This is a genomic window from Rhodococcus sp. WS3, from assembly GCF_003797085.1.
Lineage (GTDB): Bacteria > Actinomycetota > Actinomycetes > Mycobacteriales > Mycobacteriaceae > Rhodococcus_F > Rhodococcus_F globerula.
In genome coordinates, this window is sequence record NZ_RKMA01000001.1 from 1,884,702 (window position 1) to 1,903,849 (window position 19,148).

Genomic DNA, 19,148 nt, shown 5'->3' on the forward strand with positions numbered 1-19,148 from the left:
AATAGAGTGGAGGCGCGCTCGGGCTCTACCTGCTCGGGTCCCCACTATTCGGAGGTCAGATGCCCAGCCCACTCCCGGACTTGGTGTCGGTTGTCATACCCGCGTACAACGCCACCGAACTGATCGACGAACAGCTGGACGCGCTGGCCGCACAGGATTACGTAGGCCGCTTCGAGGTGATCGTCAGCGACAACGGTTCTACCGACGGTCTTCGGCGGCACCTGGAGAACTATCCCCACGCGACCACGCTCGCGCTACGGCTGATCGACAGCAGCGACAAGCCCGGTGCGGCGCACGCCCGCAATGCCGGTGTGGCACAGTCCAAAGGCGAGCTGATCGCATTCGCCGACGCCGACGACCGCGTCCACTCCGGGTGGCTCAGCGCGATGGTGGAAGCATGCACGCGCTACGACGCAGTGGGCGGCACACTCGAAACGGCGTCGATCAACTCTGCTGCCGTCGCCTCCTGGCGCCCACTTCCGACAAGCGGCACATTGCCGAACATCCCCGGATTTCTCCCTGTCACTGCAGGCTGCAGTTTTGCCGCGCCACGGTCCCTCATCGACGAGCTCGGTGGATGGGACGAGGAATTCACCGGTTCCGGTGAAGACTTCGAGTTCTGCGTTCGACTTCAATTGCGGGGCTTCACTCTCGGACAGGCCACCGACGCCGTGACCGCTTACCGCCTGCGTGACTCGTACCTCGAACACTGGCGACAGAACGTGGCGGGCGGACGTGCCGATGCCAAGCTCTACGCGAGTTTCCGCGACCACGGAATGCCTCGCCGATCGCCCATTGCGCTGGCTGACACGATTGCCTACATTGTCTTCCGAAATCCCTTGATTCCGAGGAAGGTCCGGAGAAACACCACGGGAATGTGGCTCTTCCACCTCGCCAATCTCTACGGACGCATCCGTGGCAGCATCGAAAACCGTGTCTACTACCTCTGAAAGTCAGAGATAGACGATGCGGTACTTGATACTGCCTTTGATCCGGCCCACCAGATTACCGGTGGTCCATACCCATTCGCCCCGACGACTACGTGACCATGCCCAAGGCCACACCGGCAGCAATGCCACCACGACACCGGCATGCACGAGCGGCCAGTACCAGGCGCGGCCAGGAGCGTCGTACTGCCGCGCCACTCTGGCTTCTTCCTCGGCGTAACTCACCACCTGACGCCACGACTCGCGCATACCCGTCCGAAAGCGGTAGGCGACAATCGCTTCGGGGCTGTTACCCAAGGTGTAGCCCTTTATCTGCGCGCGCCAACAGAACTCGACATCGCTTCCGGCTGCCGGATAGCTCTCGTCCCAGCCCCCGATATCGTCGAATACCTCGCGCCAGATGCCGAGGTTGCAGCCGAAGGTGATCGGTAGGAAACGACCGAGCACTTGAAGTTCGTCAGGTTCCGGTAACGCACGCCAACGTGCCACAACCGGGTCGTTCAGGGTGTGTTTCTCCAGTGGGCCACCAACAAGATCGAAGGACGCCGACGCCGACGCCATAGCGGTGAGCCACCCCGGATGGACGCGATCGTCCTGATCGCAGTACGCCACAAACGGATACCGGCTCGCCCGCGTACCGACGTTACGCGCGGACGACGTTCCCGGCACCGACGAGGAATCGACCCAGCGAAGTGCCAGTTGATCGCGAAGCGGATGCCCCTCTACATGTGTACGCAGCGCGGACTCACCCGCGTTGTCGCTGATCACCACTTCGAAACGGCCGTCGAAGTCCTGACCCGCCAGTGCGTGCAACTGCTCGTCGAGGAGAGGCAACGCGTGGAAGGCTGCAATCACCACCGAGATGGATTCTGCTGAGCCTGCCGACCTTGCCGAATTTCTCCCCACATGGCTACTCATGTGAGTTGTCTCCCCAATTCCTCGACAGTACGACCTTCGGCCGAGAGTACCGACTCCACTATCCGGATGTAGTCCCGCACTATCTGTTCGGCACTACTGCGACGCAGTAACGCCACCGGATAGATCAGGGCTCCAGTCAGTCCACTCGGCACGTTATCCGAGAAGTGTTCGGTGATCGCGTATTCCAATTCATGCTTCGCCACCCAGTTCGAGAAGGGCTCGGATCGAACCGACAGGCCATGGGCGTCGATGTCGATTCCGGCTTCGGCACGTTGGAGGATCAGCGTCGCAGGGAAGAGCACATTCATCGACTCCGACTCCGGCAAGCCCAGCGCATGGATCAACCGCGGGCCCGAGATGTCGGGATGAGCCAAACCGTCGAGCAACGACGAACGAACCTGCTCGACAACATCATCGAACGCGATCCCCTTGTCGACGTGTATCCGCATGAGTACGTCTTCGGCGAAGTTACCCACCATGTCGTCGAGAAGCCGATCGCCACGACCGGCGTTTGCCGTCGCTACCCGAACGTCGGGATTCTCGGCGAGGGCGCTCAGTTGAACGGCAAACGCGGCTTGGAGAATCATGAACAGACTGACGCCCCGGTCGTGCGCATACGCCGTCAAATCAGCATGCAACTGCGAATCGACGTCGAACTCGACGGTCTCGCCTGCCGTCTGCCACACCGCCGGCCTGGGATGATCGAGTCGAAGCATAGGACGCGGTTCCCGGCCGATAACGTTCTGCCAGTGACGAACCTGTCGATTCAGTTCACTGTCCGGATCGAGCGCCGAACCCAGAATCTTGTGCTTCCAGACCGAGTAGTCACCGAATTGAACCGGCAATTCCTGCCACGAGGGTTCGAGGCCGGCGCTACGTGAGGCATACGCGATCAGAACATCACGCGTCAGCGGCCCCATTGAATACCCGTCCGCGGAAATGTGGTGCACAACGATGGCGAGAACAAACTCCTCGGTTCCCAACTGCAGCACTTGCATTCGGAACGGAAGGTCGGTGGTCACGTCGAAGTCGGACCAGAGGAACCCGTGCAGCACCGCAGCCAACTCCGACTCCGACACCTGCTTCGGCTGCAGATCCAGGGAGACGTCGGCCACCGGCACGACAACCTGAACGGGTCCGTCCGGCGTCGGCGGATAGATCGTGCGGAGCGATTCGTGGCGGGTCAAGAGATCGGTAGCGGCAGCAGCCAGCACCGTGTGGTCGATCTTGCCCCGTAGACGCAACGCAATCGGCACATTCCAATCACTGCCCTGCTGGGCGCGATTTGCCGCCCAGATTCGCTCCTGCGCAGGCGCCAGGGGTACTACCGCGCCCGCCGGACGCCTCACCAAATCGGGTCCACGGTCGGCACTGCTCGCCGCGGCGCCGACGAGAACCGCCAGTTCGGCGATGGTCTGCGCGTCGAAGACAGACCGGACCGCGATCTCTGCCGAACCGGACTCTCGCAGCCGTGCAACCACTCGTGTTGCCAGCAAAGAGTTTCCGCCGACCTGGAAGAAGTTGTCATTCATGCTGACGCTCTCGAGTTCGAGCACGTCGGCAACCGTGGCAGCAACCAATCGTTCCGTTGCATTCGTGGGCGCAACAAACTCCCGCTGCGGGATTCGAGGCTCGGGCAGACGGCCGCGGTCGATTTTGCCGTTTGCATTGTGCGGCAACTGCTCGAGCACCTCGACGACGGAAGGCACCATGTATCCCGGCAGCCGGGACCGAAGGTGTTTGTCCAGCTCCTCGAGATCGAACAGATCCGAACTCGGTGCGCTCACGTAGGCGACGAGTCGCGCGTCGGCACCGTTCGGCGAGTAGACGCTCACCACTGCTTCTCCCACACCGGGATAGCCGGCCAGTGCGGACTCGATCTCTCCCAACTCGATGCGGAATCCACGGAGCTTGAGCTGCAGGTCGATGCGGCCCAGATAAGTCAGCGAGCCGTCGCGGCGACGACTGACAAGGTCGCCCGTGCGGTAGAGCCGACCGCCCGGGGCACCGAACGGATCCGCCACGAAGCGCTCGGCAGTAAGCGCCGAACGACCCAGGTATCCACGTGCCAACTGAATTCCCGACAAGTAGAGCTCGCCCGCTACTCCGTCCGGAACGTGGTGCAGACGAGAGTCCAGAACGTACGCAGACACACCCGGTTCGGGCAGGCCGATAGGTATCGCGCGGGTGTCGGCGCCGGACACCCGATGCCGAGTGGCGCTGACCGCTACCTCGGTGGGACCGTAGAGATTATGCAGGCTCGCAGGGGATATAGCGCCGAACCTCGCTGCAAGTGATACCGGCAATTCCTCACCGATGCACAGCACATTCCGCACGCATTCGGGGAATCCGGTGTCGGCCGCTGCGGTAAGCATCAGCAACATCGAAGGAACAAGATGTACGTCGGTGATCGACTCCTTCTCGATGACCGACAGCAACACCTCGGGTTCGAATTGCGAGTCCTGCGGTGCCAGCACGAGTCTGGCACCCACGTGCAGCGCCCACCAGTACTCCCAGATCGACAGATCGAAGCCTGCCGACGTCTTGACGAGCACAGCACTCGACGCGTCCATCGGGTATTCCTGCTGCATCCCGCGCAACTGATTGACCACCGCGGCATGAGGTACCACGACGCCCTTGGGTACACCCGTCGACCCGGACGTGAAAATCACGTATGCCGGGTGATCACCACGCAACGGCGCGCGGCGCTCGACATCGGTCATCGCACCTGTGGAATGACCGCTCAGATCGAGTGTATGAAGGTCGACCTCCACCCAACTTCCACTGCCCACTCCGTCCGCACCACCTGCGGTCACCACCACGCTGGGTGCAGCCGTGTCCAACACGAGCGCAACTCGCTCTGTGGGCTGCGTGAGTTCCACCGGCACGTAGGCGCCGCCCGCCTCGACCACCGCGTACATCGCGATCACCTGGTCGATCGAACGCCGAACAGCAACTGCCACCTGAGTTTCCGGCCCAACTCCGAGCTCGACGAGATACCGCGCCAGCGCGCACACCCGCTGCTGCATCTGCGCGTAACTCAGCGTCTCATCGCCAGAGGTGATCGCGGGTGCGTCCGGACTGATCCCGACCTGTGCGTGAAACTCGGAAGCAAGTGTCACAGCTCCGTGCACCAACCCGGTTCCACCACTGGCAATCCCGTCGATGCGGCGATGATCCGCACTCGACAGCAGCGGGATATCTCCACAAGGGAGGTCCACAGAATCGATTGCGGAATCGATGATCCGGAGGTAGCGATCGGCAAAGTCGGCGATGGTACCCGAATCGAAAAGGTCGGTGGCGTAGACAATTTGCGCCGCCATGGGTCCCGATTCGCCGTCTGCGCCGGGAACCAGGGTCAGATGGAGATCGAATTCCGCCAGTTCGATATCCGGATCGACGACGGACACCTCCAGTCCCGGCAAGGCAAAGGTCATATCGCCAAGGTTCTGGAACGAGAGTGCGACCTGGAACAGGGGATGATGAGCCTGTGTCCTCGTCGGCTCCAGTACCTCCACCAGCCGTTCGAAGGGGATATCCGCGTTGGCAAATGCACCGAGATCCACTTCTCGCACCATGTCGACCGCATCGGAAAAACTCGTTGACAGCGGCAAAACCGTCCGCAGCGCAAGGGTATTGACGAACATACCGACCACCGGATCAAGAGCCTGCTCGCCGCGGCCGGCGACGGGAGTTCCGATCGTGACGTCATCGGTGCCGGCAAGTCGCCCCAGGAGCACCGCCAAAGCGGTGTGCATGAGCATGAATACCGTAACGCCTCGAGCAGCGGCAAGATCGCGCAACGAAGTGTGCAGTTCTGCGTTCACCTCGAACTGATATCTGGCACCCACAAACGACTGCCGTGCAGGCCGAGGACGATCACAGGGAAGATCGAGCACTTCCGGGGCACCGCTCAGTTGCCCGCGCCAGTAGCCGAGTTGTTGCGCAGCAACCGAACCCGATTCCTTCTCGTCACCGAGAACCGTTCGCTGCCAGATCGCGAAGTCGGCGTACTGGATCTCGAGTGGCGCCCACGTAGGTGCGAATCCGCTGATGCGAGCCGCGTACGCAGTCATCGTGTCTGCCGCCAGCTGCGCCATCGAATAGCCGTCGGCACTGATGTGGTGAACCACCAGCACCAGTACGTGGACAGGAACCGCATCCGCATCTCGGCCCCCCACCCGGAGCAGGTCGACATGGATCGGAACCCTCGCGGTGACGTCGAAGGGTGTTCTCGCCGACACCAGAATACGCTCGTGCAGAGAAGTTTCCGGAGTCCACTCGGCTTGCAACTCCGCGTCGAGCGATGACGGCGGCAGCACGTCCTGATACGGACCGGCCACCGAATCCGGGTACACCGTCCGCAGCACCTCGTGCCGTGTTACGACATCTGTGATCGCCGACCCGAGCGCTACCACGTCAAGGTCACCCGTCACACGCAGCACAATCGGAATGTTCTCCGTAGCCGACGTCGGATCGAAACGATTGAGGAACCACATCCTCTGCTGCGCAAGCGACAACGGGACGCGTTCGGGACGTGCAAACGCGCGCAGCGGTGGACGCGTCGAAGCACCCCGAGTGATTCGTGGCGCCAACTCCGCCACTGTGGGTGCGTCGAAAAGATCACGCACACTCAACCCTGCGTCGAATGCCTCGTTTGCACGGGCTACCAATCGAGTGGCAAGCAAGGAATTGCCGCCGATCTCGAAGAATCCGTCGTGAATACCCACAGTTGCCGAGCCGGTCACTGTTTCGAAGATGCCGGCCAGTGCCATTTCGTCATCGGTTCGCGGCGCCACGTACACACGTTGCTCGAAAACAGGTTCAGGCAGGGCTTTTCGATCCAGTTTTCCGGCCGGCGTCACAGGCAGCGAATCGATGAACGTAATCGATGCCGGACGCATGTACGTCGGCAGATGTGCCGCGAGGTGTGCGCGCAATCCTGCACGTTCAATCTCGACACCTCGGTGAGCGAGCACATACGCCACCAGCACCGGTTCGGATGATTGCGGACCACGGTAGGCGATCGCCACCGCAGCAGCGACATTCGGATAAGTCGCTACGGCCGACTCCACCTCACCCAATTCGATCCGGTAACCCCGGATCTTCACCTGATCGTCGCCGCGCCCGCAATACCGGAGCTCTCGAGTAGCGGCGTTCGAACCCGTCACACGTACCCGGTCGCCCGTTCGATAGGTGCGAGAACCCGGAGCGCCGTCCGGGTCCGCGACGAAGCGCGACGCCGTCAGGCCTGGTTTTCCGTGATAACCCCTGGCCAACGCAGCGCCCGACAGATACAGCTCACCCTCGATACCCGGGGGAACCGGCACAAGCCCGTCCCCGCGCACCACGGCCGTTGTACCCACTACGGGAGCGCCGATCGACACCGGCACTGACGGATCCATCGGACCGCATTGTGTTGCCATCACCGTGGATTCGGTAGGTCCGTACGCGTTGTACATCCGTCGACCGTCGCCCCACGTCCGAACCAGAGCCTCGGAGCATTGGTCACCGCCGACGATGACCACCGATAGTTCCGGTAGGTGTTGCGCATCCATCGACTCCAACGCAGACGGGGTCACAAAAGCGTGAGTGACGTGCTGTTCACGAAGGAGCTGCGTCAGCTCTGTGCCGCCGTACACGTCGTCGGGGACGACAACCATCGCCGCACCCACACCGAACGCCAAGAGCAACTCGAGTACCGAGGCATCAAAGCTCGTCGACGCGAATTGCATAGTGCGCGAACGGGCATCGACTCCGTAGTGCTTCTGCGCCTCCACAAATGCGGACAGGCCGCCGTGAGTGACCGCTACTGCTTTCGGCGTGCCGGTCGAGCCTGACGTGTAGATCAGATATGCGACGTTGGACAAACGGATCGGGGAGCGTCGGTCGCTGTCCACGATCGGGGCACCATCCGGCTCACTCCGGCTCCGCAGATCACCGAGGTCCAACACCTCGATCCGAGCAGAAAGATTCGCCGACAGAACCCGTTCCACGTCAGACCCTATAACTAGCGTCGTACCTGAATCCTCGAGCATGTGCACGATGCGATCGGCCGGGTAATTCGGATCGACGGGAAGGAACGCGGCCCCGGACTTTGCTACTGCCCACACCGCAATCACGTAGTCGAACGAGCGGGGTACACAAATCGCGACAACGGATTCCGGACCGAAACCGCGTCGAATCAATGTGCGCGCCAGAATATTCGACGCTCGGTCCAACTCGACGTAGGACAACTGTCCGCCACGGTCAGGATCGATCAGTGCCGTCGTGCCGAGCGAAACCCCACCCTCCAGGATCTCGGGCAATGTCAGCCGCGTTCCATCGAACGGCACGGCCTCCGGAAATTGATCCGTGGCAAGTCGCAGATCGATCGAACGCACGGCAATCGTTGCGTCGGCCGCAACCACGTTCAACACGCGTGCGAGCCGATCTACCAGGCTCTGAGCCGTCGACTCGTCGAACAGGTCTGTGGCATAGGCCAATTCCAGATCCAGCCCGGAAGGTTCACCCGAGACACCCAGGTTTGACGTTGCGCTCCACTCGAGGTCGAAGCGCACCGAACCGGTGTCGATTGGTTCCACCTCGACGCCGCCGAGATCGCCGGCCGCAATCTGCACCAGGTCTGCAGCCGATTCGGCGACCGTGACCGTGCTCTGGAACACCGGGTGGTGGCTTCGTGTCGGCAACACTCCGACGGCCTCCACGACGTGCTCGAACGCGACGTCTGCGTTTGCCAGCGCCGCGAGATCTTGTGCGCGCACCACGGCAAGAAGCTCGCCGAACGAGGCAACGGGATCAACTGCCGTACGCAACGCCACCGTTCCCACGAACATGCCGATCGTATCGGCCAAACGCGGGTCGTTTCGGCCCGAAACCGGTGTCCCCACAACGATGTCCGACCCCCCGCCCAGTTGGGACAGCAAGGCCACCACACCGGCGTGCACGACCATGAACATCGAAACCTGCTGTGCTCGGGCGAGATCTGCCAAGCCTTCGCGGACAGCCGGCGTCAGAGGGCAACTGACCCGCGCTCCGCGCTGAGTGGGCTGATCGGTTCGTGGCCTGTCCCACGGAAGTTCGAGCAGGGCCGGAGCGTCGGCAAGTTCTTCTCGCCAATATGCAAGTTGCTGCCCCGCAACCGACTGCGGATCGCGTGGGTCACCGATCGCCGCACGATTCCACAACACGTAATCGGCATACTGATGCACCAGCGGAGCCCACTGCGGGCTGCCGCCCGAAACTCGAGCAACGTACGCCTGCACCAGTTCCCGCAACAGGATCGGTATCGATGCGCCGTCTCCGGCAATATGGTGCAGCACCAGAACCAGCGTGTGGCGGTCTGCACCGACCCGCAGGCAGTGCACCCGCAATGGCCCACGAGCAGTGATATCGAAGCTGCCCGAGATCAACTCACGCATCCGCGCGGTGCGCTGTTCGGAATCGGTATCGCTCAGGTCCTCGAAAGTGACTGCCGCACTGTCGGTACCTGGTGCAGCCGCTTCCTGGACGACCTGTGCGACGCCGTCGCCGCTCTCGACATACACCGTGCGCAAAACCTCGTGCCGGATCACCAGATCGCCCACCGCCGCAACAAGTGCCGCGGCATTCACGTCGTTGTTCACCGTTACTGCCCCGGCGATGTTGTAGGCCGCCGACGAGGGATCGAGTCGGTTCAGAACCCACATTCTCTGCTGAGCCGGCGAGAGCGGCAACCGCTCCGGCCGAGCCAGCTCCCCCAGACGCGCGGACTCCTCGATGCGGCGAGGCAACTGCGCGAGTGCATCTGCCAGCCCGGACACTGTCGGATTGTCGAAAATATCGCGCAATCGGAGGTCAGCGCCCATCCGTGCGTTGACCTCACCGATTATGCGATTGGCCACCAGCGAATTTCCGCCGAGATCGAAGAAGTCCCGGTCGACGCTCACCTCGTCGTGGCCCAGCACCGCGCGGAACACCTCGGTGATCTCGGCTTCGGCCGCGTTTCGCGGTGCGAGAACCACTCGGTCGATCGGCCGTTCCGGCGTCGGCAAGGCTCGGCGATCGAGCTTGCCGGTAGATCCGAGCGGGAGTTCGCTCAGCACTGTGACCGAGCTGGGCACCATGTACGCAGGCAAAGTCTGCCGCACATCCGCCAGGAGCTGTGCCGTGTCGGGAACGATGTCACCCGTAAGCATCACGTAGGCAGCGATTTCGGCACCGGTCGACGGATTGTCGTACACCGTTGCCACCGCACCGGCAACACCCGGCAGTCCGACGAAGGCTGCCTCGATGTCCCCCAGCTCCAGTCGCTGACCTCGCAGCTTCACCTGGAAGTCACTGCGCCCCAGATATTCGAGTGTCCCGTCAGCACGCCACGCGACCACGTCGCCTGTTCGGTACATCCGGCTGCCCGGGGCGAACGGGTTCGCGAGGAAGCGACCGGCTGACAGATCGCTCCGCCCGACATAGCCCCGCGCCAACTGAACGCCCGCCAGATACAACTCTCCACGCACGCCGACAGGGACGGGATTCAATCGCGAATCCAGGACGTAAACAGCGGTGCCGCTTACCGGGGAGCCTATCGAGATCTCCGGCCCGTCCAGAGCCACCGAGCGAGGCACCTCGACTGCGGTGACGTCCACAGCGGCCTCGGTGGGGCCGTAGAGGTTGTGCATCTCGACCTGCGCCAAACGGTGAAGCGCGGCAGCACTCGTCAGTGACAGTGCCTCGCCACTGGTGAATACGATGCGCAGGCTCCGGAACATGGGTGCGCTCTCGACATGAGAGCCGACAAATGCATCCAGCATGGAAGGAACGAAGTGAACCACCGTCACCTGTGACCGGTCGATCAACTCCCCCAGATATCGCGGATCGCGGTGGCCGTCCGGCGAGGCGATCACCAGCGTTGCCCCGATCACCGCAGGCAGTAACAGCTCCCACACCGAGACGTCGAACGTCGCCGGTGTCTTGAGCAGGAACACGTCTTCTCGGTCGAGGGAGTAATCATCTCTCATCCACGTCAGACGGTTGACCAGACTCTCATGCGACACCACAACGCCCTTCGGCTCACCGGTGGAACCAGACGTGAAGATCACGTATGCCGGATGTCCACCGAGCAGCGGGCGCATGCGGTCGCAATCCTCGATCGGATCGGACGAGTAATGCGCAGTGTCGAATTCAGCCAGTACCGCCTCGGTGATCGTCAGCGTCGCACCGGCAGCTGACATCATCGCGTCGACCCTCGGGCGAGGCAGGCCGGGATCCACCGGTAGATAGGCTCCACCAGCGGCCAGCACGGCGTGCACTGACACGACAAGGTCGATTCCGCGCGGAAGTTCCAGTGCCACTATCTTTTCCGGACCAATTCCGCGATCGATCAGCAGCCTGGCCAACCTGTTCACCCGAGATCGGAATTCGTCTTCGGTCAGTACCTGATCCGCCGATCTCAACGCCACGGCGTCGCTGCTCGGTGCAGCTCGCTCGGCGAGCAACTTGGAGTACGTGCAGGGCACTCCGACAACAGTTTTCGGCCCACTGCCCCAATTGTCGAGGATCAGCTCTCGCTCGGTGCGCCCGAGAATATCCGCCGAGCCGATCCCGGCGGCGGGATCGCCGACCAACGTCGCAAGCAACCCGGTGAATCGCTGCGCAATGGACACTGCCGTCGCCCGGTCGAAGATATCAACGGCGTAGGTCAGCAGGACGTCGAGCGCCTGCTCCGGATCCGGATCTGTCGCAACAGTCAGATGCAGATCGAAACGCGACACCGGTAGATCGATCGGGATCGGACGCGCTCTCACCCCGGCCAATTCGATCTCTGTGGGAACCGCATCCTGAAAAGCCAGCATCACCTGGAAAAGCGGGTGAAATGAACCCGAGCGCGGTGGATCGAGTGCGGCCACAACCTGTTCGAACGGAACATCGCTGTTACTCATCGCCTCGATGTCCGAACGACTCACCTGCGCCACGAGGTCGTCGAACGAGAGGTCCGGATCGACGGCAGTACGCAGAACCACTGTGCCGACAAACATCCCGACGAGGTTGTCCACCGACTCATGGGTACGTCCGGCAACGGGCGTACCGACCGCGACGTCGCCCTGACCGGACAACCGTGCCAACAGAACCGCGACGACAGAGTGGACTACGGCAAACAGAGTTGTGCGGCGCGAACGAGCGAACCCTCGCAACAGTTGGTGCACGTCGCCGCTCACCTGGAACCGCACTGTGTCGCCCTCGGCAGAGCGCACCTGACCGCGGGGCCGATCTGTTGGCAGATCAAGCACCGCTGGTAGGTCGGCCAACGCCGACTGCCAGTATTCGAGTTGTCCGTCGAAGCGCCCGGTAGCGGTCGCGGTATCGGATACAAGACTCCGCTGCCATAGTGCAAAATCTGCATACTGCAACGGAAGTGGCGACCAAGCCGGCGCGTTGCCGTTGGCCCGTGCCGAGTACGCGACCATCAGATCACGGATCAAGGGGCCCATCGACAGACCGTCCGCCGCAATATGATGCACCACAAGCACCAGAACGTGCGCATGGTCACCGATCCGGAGCAGAACCCCACGGAGCGGTACCTCGCGGGTCAGATCGAAGCCCCGACCGGCGAGTTTCGCGATCAGCTCGCCCACGTTCTCCGGTTCGACGTCGACTGCCGGCTGCAAAATCCACGACGGTGCGTCGAGAACATGCTGGCGGGCAACACCATCGAACTCCGGGTAGTAGGTCCGCAGCACCTCGTGACGATCGACGATGTCCGACATCGCCGTCGCCAAGGCCGACGGGTCGAGATCGCCGTCCAGACCGAGGGCAACCGGAAGGTTGTACACCGGCGACTGCGGATCGAGCCGGCCGAGAAACCACATACGTTCCTGCGCTACGGACAGCGGCACAATGTCCGGACGCGGCGGTGGCGGCAGCGGCGGCACACCGAAGGCGGCCGAGCTGCGGGGCGCACTCTCGATCCAATGGGCCAACTCGGCAACGGTCGGAGCCTCGAAAAGCGCCCGGATCGGAACCTCCCGGGAGAACACTCCCGTCAGCTTGTGTGTCACCCTCGTTGCGACCAGTGAGTTTCCACCGATCTCGAAGAAATTGTCGGCTCGTCCGACGTTCTCGATCCCGAGGATCTCCTCGATGATATCGGCAACCTGCTGTTCGATGTGCCCTTGCGGCGAGCGGTATTCACGAAGCACCGGAGTCGGTTCCGGCAAAGTCCGCCGATCGATTTTGCCGTTCGCATTCAGTGGGATCGAGTCGAGAACCTCGAGAACAGTGGGCACCATGTAGCCCGGCAGCACACCCTTGAGATCGGCAAGAACGGCTGATCCGTCGAAGGTGGCGCCCTCTGCGGGAACTATGTACGCCACCAAGGACGCCGATTCCGGAGCCGACCGCCACTCGTGGACGATGACCGCGCACGCACGCACACGCCGATCTCGGCCGAGCGCCGCTTCGATCTCCCCCAGTTCGATGCGCTGGCCCCGCAGTTTGATCTGGGTATCATTCCGACCCAGGTACTCCAGCACGCCGTTCTTGCGATGGCGAACCAGGTCACCGGTGCGGTACATCCGTCGTCCTTCTCCGGACCACGGTCCCGCCACAAATCGTTCGGCGGTCAGATCCGCCCGCCCCTCGTACCACGACGCCAACTGTGCACCGCCGAGATACAACTCGCCGGGAACGCCGAGCGGGACCTGCTTCAGACGCGAATCCAGCACCAGCAGCTGTGTATTCGACACCGGTGTGCCGATCGGGACGGTGGCGTCCTGCACGTCGTCGCAGTCGAACGCAGTGACGCTCACCGCTGCCTCGGTCGGTCCGTAGAGGTTGTGAATCTCGACGTCGAGATTGCGTCGAAGTTCTACAACAGTGTGCGGACGCAACGCTTCACCGATGCACAGAACACGGCGCAGCGACGGCTGATCCACTCCGCCACCGGATTCGAGAAACGCGTCGAGGAGCGAGGGAACAAAATGTGCTGTCGTGACCTCGAAGTCACGCATCGCCGTGGCGACATACTCCGGATCACGATGTCCGTCCGGCCGGGCGAGCGCCAACCGCGCGCCGCTGATCAACGGCCAGAACAGTTCCCACACCGACAGGTCGAACGTGATCGGCGTCTTCTGAAGCACGGTGTCTGTGCCGCCGAGCGGGTACCGATCCTGCTTCCAGAGCAGTTGATTCACTACCGCCGAATGCGAAACCGCGACGCCCTTCGGCATTCCCGTCGATCCCGACGTGTAGATCACGTACGCCGTGTTGTCCGGTCGCAGGGGGCGAATCCTGACTCGGTCCGTGATCGGACCCGACAACTCGGCCGGCACGCCTTGGCGATCCACCACAAACACGTCAACCGGGCTGACTCGGGCCGCAGCCTCACACTGGGTACGGACCGCTTCTACGGTCAGCATCAGGACGGGCGACGCGGAGGACAGAATCCGCGCAATCCGTTCGGTGGGAGCACTCGGGTCGACGGGTACGTACGCGGCACCCGCTTGCAGTACCGCGCACAGTGCCACCATCATGGCCGGCGAACGCTCGATGGCGACGGCAACACGATCCTCGGTTCCGATCCCCTTCGAGATCAGCGTCCTGGCCAGATCTCCGACCTGGCAAGCGAACTCGCCGTAGGACATCGACATCGTGTCCGTGACAAGAGCAATCGCCTCGGGGGTGGCGCCTGCCTGAGCGGACAGCAGGTCGGCAAGGGTCGCGGGCGGCAGAGCATGGCGCGTGTTGTTGAGCGCACCGATCACGGTCGTCGATCGATCGGTGGTCAGATCGATATCTCCGATCACCCGATCCGACTGCGCGACTACGGATTCCAGGATGTGCACGAACTTGTGAGCGAACCGGGCGACAGTTTCTTCGTCGAAGAGTGCGTCGGCATAGTCCCACTGCATGTGCACCTCGGTCGGCGCAGTCGGGCTGGTCTTCTCGGACAACGTCAAGTGCAGGTCGAACTTCGAAATGCCCAGCGGCAGATCGATGATCTCGGCGTCGAGACCGTCGAGCACCAACGATCCGGAATTGAGATTCTGATAGGAGAATCCAACTTGGAAAAGTGGATGATGTGCGGCCGAACGCTCCGGGTTGAGTAGTTCCACCAAACGCTCGAACGGTATGTCGGCATTCGCGAACGCCCCGAGGTCTACGTCTCGAACCTGGTCGAGGAGTGCCGAGAACGTCTCGTGCGCATGCACCTTGGTACGTAAGACCACCGTGCCGACGAACATGCCGACAAGATCGTCGAGAGCCGGATCGCCGCGTCCTGCAACGGGAGTGCCCACCGAGATGTCGGACGTGGCACTGAGTCTGGCAAGCAGCACGGCCAACGCCGCGTGCATGACCATGAAAGCCGTTGCACCGGAGCGTACTGCCAGCGCCGAGACCCGTGCGAACAGATCGGCGTCGATCGAGCCGGAGAACGCCTGCCCGCTGGTCGACACAAGCGCTGGGCGAGCACGGTCGCTTGGCAGATCCAACCGAACCGGAAGGCCGCCCAGTTGCCGTGACCAGTACTCGGTCTGCGTCCGCGACAACGAATGCGGATCGAGTTCGCTGCCCATCAATTCTCGATGCCAGAGAGTGTAATCCGCGTACTGAACCGGCAAGGGCTCGAAGCCTGGATCTCGGTTCTCGAGCCGAGCCAGGTACGCCTGAGCGATATCGCGAGCCAGGGGCGCCGTCGAGGACCCGTCGGCACTGATGTGGTGGATGACGAGGATCAGTACATGTTCGCTCGGCCCAACCTTGAACAAGGCGGCGCGAAAGGGAATCTCGGAAGAAACGTCAAACCCTCGACGCGCGACGCGTTCGAGTTCGCCGGCCAGATCTTCCCGTGAGACCTCCCGCAACGGTAGCCCCGTCGCCTGGTCGCTGATCGGAGCGATGCGCTGAATCGGTCCGTCCGGTGAATCCGGATAGCTCGTGCGCAGCACCTCGTGTCGATCGACCACGTCGCCGAATGCACCGGCAAGAGCCACATGATCGAGTTCACCCGACAGTCGAACTGCCACCGGAATGTTGTATGCAGCTGAGCCGGTGTCGAATTGATTGAGAAACCACATGCGGTGTTGTGCGGGCGAAACACCGATCGGGCTGGTTCGAGGCATGGGCCGTAGTGCGGGTCGGCCGGCCTCCGGCGTGAGACCGGCGAGCTTGTCGGCAAGCGCACGCACCGACGGCGCTTCGAAAATCGATCGCACAGCAACTGTGGTGCCGAGCGCTCGCCCGAGCACACTCGCCACCCGAGTAGCTGTCAGTGAGTTTCCACCCAACGAAAAAAATTCGTCGTGCGCTCCGACGGTGTCTGCTCCGGTTGACTCGGAATAGGTTGCAGCAACCAGTGATTCCAAACCAGGTGCGGGTTCGACATACGGGGCCCGGTTCCACACCGGCGCCGGCAGAGCCGTCCGATCCAGCTTGCCGGCGGAGGTGAGCGGTATCCGATCGATCACCATGAGCGCAGAGGGAATCATGTGCGACGCCAGGAGCGGTTGCACGTGTGCGAGGACACCGGCAGTGTCGATCTCCCGACCGGAGACGGGAAGCAGATACGAGACCAGCGACGCGGAATCACCGGACGGCCCACCTTCGTAGGTGATCGTGATTGCCGACTCCACGTCGCGGTGGCTGGTAAGCGCCGCGTCGATCTCACCCAACTCGATGCGAAAACCACGGATTTTCACCTGGAAGTCGGCGCGCCCGAGATAACGCAACGTACCCTCGGGTGTCCACTGCACCAGGTCTCCGGTCCGATAGATCCGGGAACCGTTGGCCGCCAGTGGGTTTGCCACAAAAGTTGCGGCAGTCAGGGATAGTCTCCGATGGTAACCACGGGCGAGTCCCCTGCCACTGACATACAGCTCGCCGGTGACGCCCCGAGGAACCGGCTGCAGGAACTTGTCGAGCACCACCACCGACGTACCGGTGATCGGATAACCGATATCAACGGGTGCACCAGGATCCAACGGTCCGGCAACCGTCGCCATGATTGTCGACTCGGTCGGTCCGTACGCGTTGAACATCGCGCGCCCGCGCGCCCATTTTGCTGCCAGTTCCGGCGGACACGCTTCACCACCGACAATGACCACAGCAAGGTCCGGGAGTTGTTCGGGCTCCACCGAGGCCAGCGCGGAAGGCGTCAAGAACGCGTGCGTGATTCGCTCGGCACGCAGGAAATCGGTGAGCTGTTCACCGCCGTAGAGATACGGGGGTGCAATCACCATTGCCGCCCCGGCTCCAAATGCGAGAATCAGCTCGAGGATGGATGCGTCGAATCCGGGAGACGCGAATTGCAATGTGCGAGAGTGCGGTTTCACACCGTAGCGATGCTGTTGCTCGGCCGCGAACGACGCGATCCCGGAATGGGTGATCGCCACACCTTTGGGCTTTCCGGTCGAACCGGAGGTGTAGATCAGGTATGCCACATCGCTGATCCGAATGCGAGGACGCTCAGCGTCGGTGATCGGAGCCGCAGAGGTGGAAGCGAATTCGGATCGCGCGAGCTCGTCGTCGAAATCCACAGTGATCGGGTGATACGGCCAGTTCCGACCGGCCGCGATCACCACGGCAGCGCCACAATCGGCGATCGTCGCTTCGATCCTGGCCGTCGGAAGGTCCGGATCGATGGGGACGAATGCGCTTCCGGACTGGAGCACTGCCAGTTCTGCGACAACCAGTCGCGGCCCCCTCGGCAGCACCACTGGCACAAAACTTCCCGGTCCGGCACCGCGGGCCAGCAACATCCGGGTGAGCTTGTTCGCGCGGGCGCCGACTTCGCGGTAGGTCAGAACCTCGTCCCCGTGAACTATCGCGGGGCTGTCCGGATGACGGCTGACGGCGCCCGTGAGGACGTTCTGCATCAGAGTGGGTTCCGGGGCGGGTCGACCGTACGCAGGTACCAGGTCACGCCGATCGTCTTCTCCGACAAGCGAAATCTCGGCGACGCGCCGATCACTGGGCGCGTTGACAAATCGATCCAGTAACTGCAGGAAGCGACTGTGGTGATTCGCGAGCTCAGCGCGGCTGTACAACGATGGGTTGGCCTCGAGGTCCACGCGCGATTCCTGGTCCGCGACGCTGGGATAAACGTTGATCGACAGGTCCTCGACCGGCCCGGTCGACAGAATGTGCAATCGTCCGGTCATCGATCCGAAAGTGAGTTCGTTGCCGAACATCATGATGTTGACGGCCGGTCCGAAAAGCCCACGCCGGCCGGAGGATTGAATCTCCCCGCGATCGGCTGCGTCCCGCCTCATATCTTCGAATCGATACCGCTGATGACGGAGTGCGCCTGTCAGCTCCAACGACGCATCCGCCACCAGATCGGCAACCGTTGTTGTTGCGGTGACCGACAATCGGATCGGAACGACGTTGGAGACCATCCCACCCGAGTTGCGCAACAGAGCATTCACTCGCGACGAGACCGGCAAGCTCAGTACTACATCGGAGCTGCCGGTCATCTTTGCGAAATAGAGCGCTGTGGATGCGACGGCTATCGATGAAAACGTCGCTCTCAGACGCACTGCTGCGCTGTCGATCGCGGTGGCCGTCTCCGCGGGCAATGCTCCGCTGACCACCTTCGAGTGGGTGTCGAGCGTCCCGGTTCGATCGGCCAGACTGATCGGATCGGGTAGGTCGCGTAGCCGCTCCGCCCAGTGCTTCGCGTCCAGCTGGAATCTGCTCGACAGTCGGTACTTCTGTTCATCGGAGACGATTTCCGGCAACGGCACCGCCTTGCTCGGCCTGGGTTCACGACCGGCCACCGCCGCTGTGTAGCGCTCGGCAACTCTGTCGACAAGTGTCTTCGCGCCGAAACCGTCGAGCGCGATGTGATGGATGCGGGCGTACAGGAAGTGCCTGCGATCGGCGACACGAATCAGCGCCACCTCGATCGATCGATCCCGAACGATGTCGATGGGCGTGCTGTACTCGTCCTGCATCCACTCCTGAGCGGCGGCCTCGGGATCGAATTCGGAACGCAAGTCGAGTCTGATCAGTTCGTCACGCTGAGTGTCGTCGACGACTTGATACGGCACCGGCTCAGCCGCGACAAAACGAATCATCGCCGTTCCGAGTTCACGGGCGGTGTGTCTGGCTGCCTCGGTGAGCAGATCAGCGTCGAGATCCCCGTCGATCGCGACGTACTGAGCAATCGTGATCGGAACGGAGCCGGCCGCATGTTGTGCGAACCAGATACTCTTCTGCGCTGCGGACAGCTCGAACGCCCCGGCCGGCAGATTCGAGAAATCCCGAGCGCCACCAACAACTACCGACATCGCTCGTCATCCCCAATTC

The 19,148-nt window shown here is 62.4% G+C and carries 3 protein-coding genes; 1 reads left to right on the plus strand and 2 read right to left on the minus strand.

Annotated features, from left to right (window positions below; translation table 11 throughout):
• Window positions 1–59 precede the first annotated feature (59 nt).
• Entirely contained in the window at window positions 60–950 is an 891-nt protein-coding gene (locus EEB13_RS08490) for a glycosyltransferase (protein ID WP_141485037.1), read from the plus strand.
• 3 nt (window positions 951–953) lie between these two features.
• Here EEB13_RS08490 and EEB13_RS08495 read toward each other — a convergent pair whose 3' ends face one another.
• The gene (locus EEB13_RS08495) at window positions 954–1,865 is read right to left on the minus strand and encodes a glycosyltransferase family 2 protein (RefSeq protein WP_045064592.1); all 912 of its coding nucleotides are present in this window, start codon (window positions 1,863–1,865) and stop codon (window positions 954–956) included.
• Window positions 1,862–19,129 (minus strand): non-ribosomal peptide synthetase, encoded by a 17,268-nt coding sequence (locus tag EEB13_RS08500; RefSeq protein ID WP_141485038.1) that lies wholly within the window; start codon window positions 19,127–19,129, stop codon window positions 1,862–1,864. Before EEB13_RS08500 ends, EEB13_RS08495 begins: the two co-directional genes overlap by 4 nt.
• Between the last annotated feature and the right edge of the window lie 19 nt (window positions 19,130–19,148).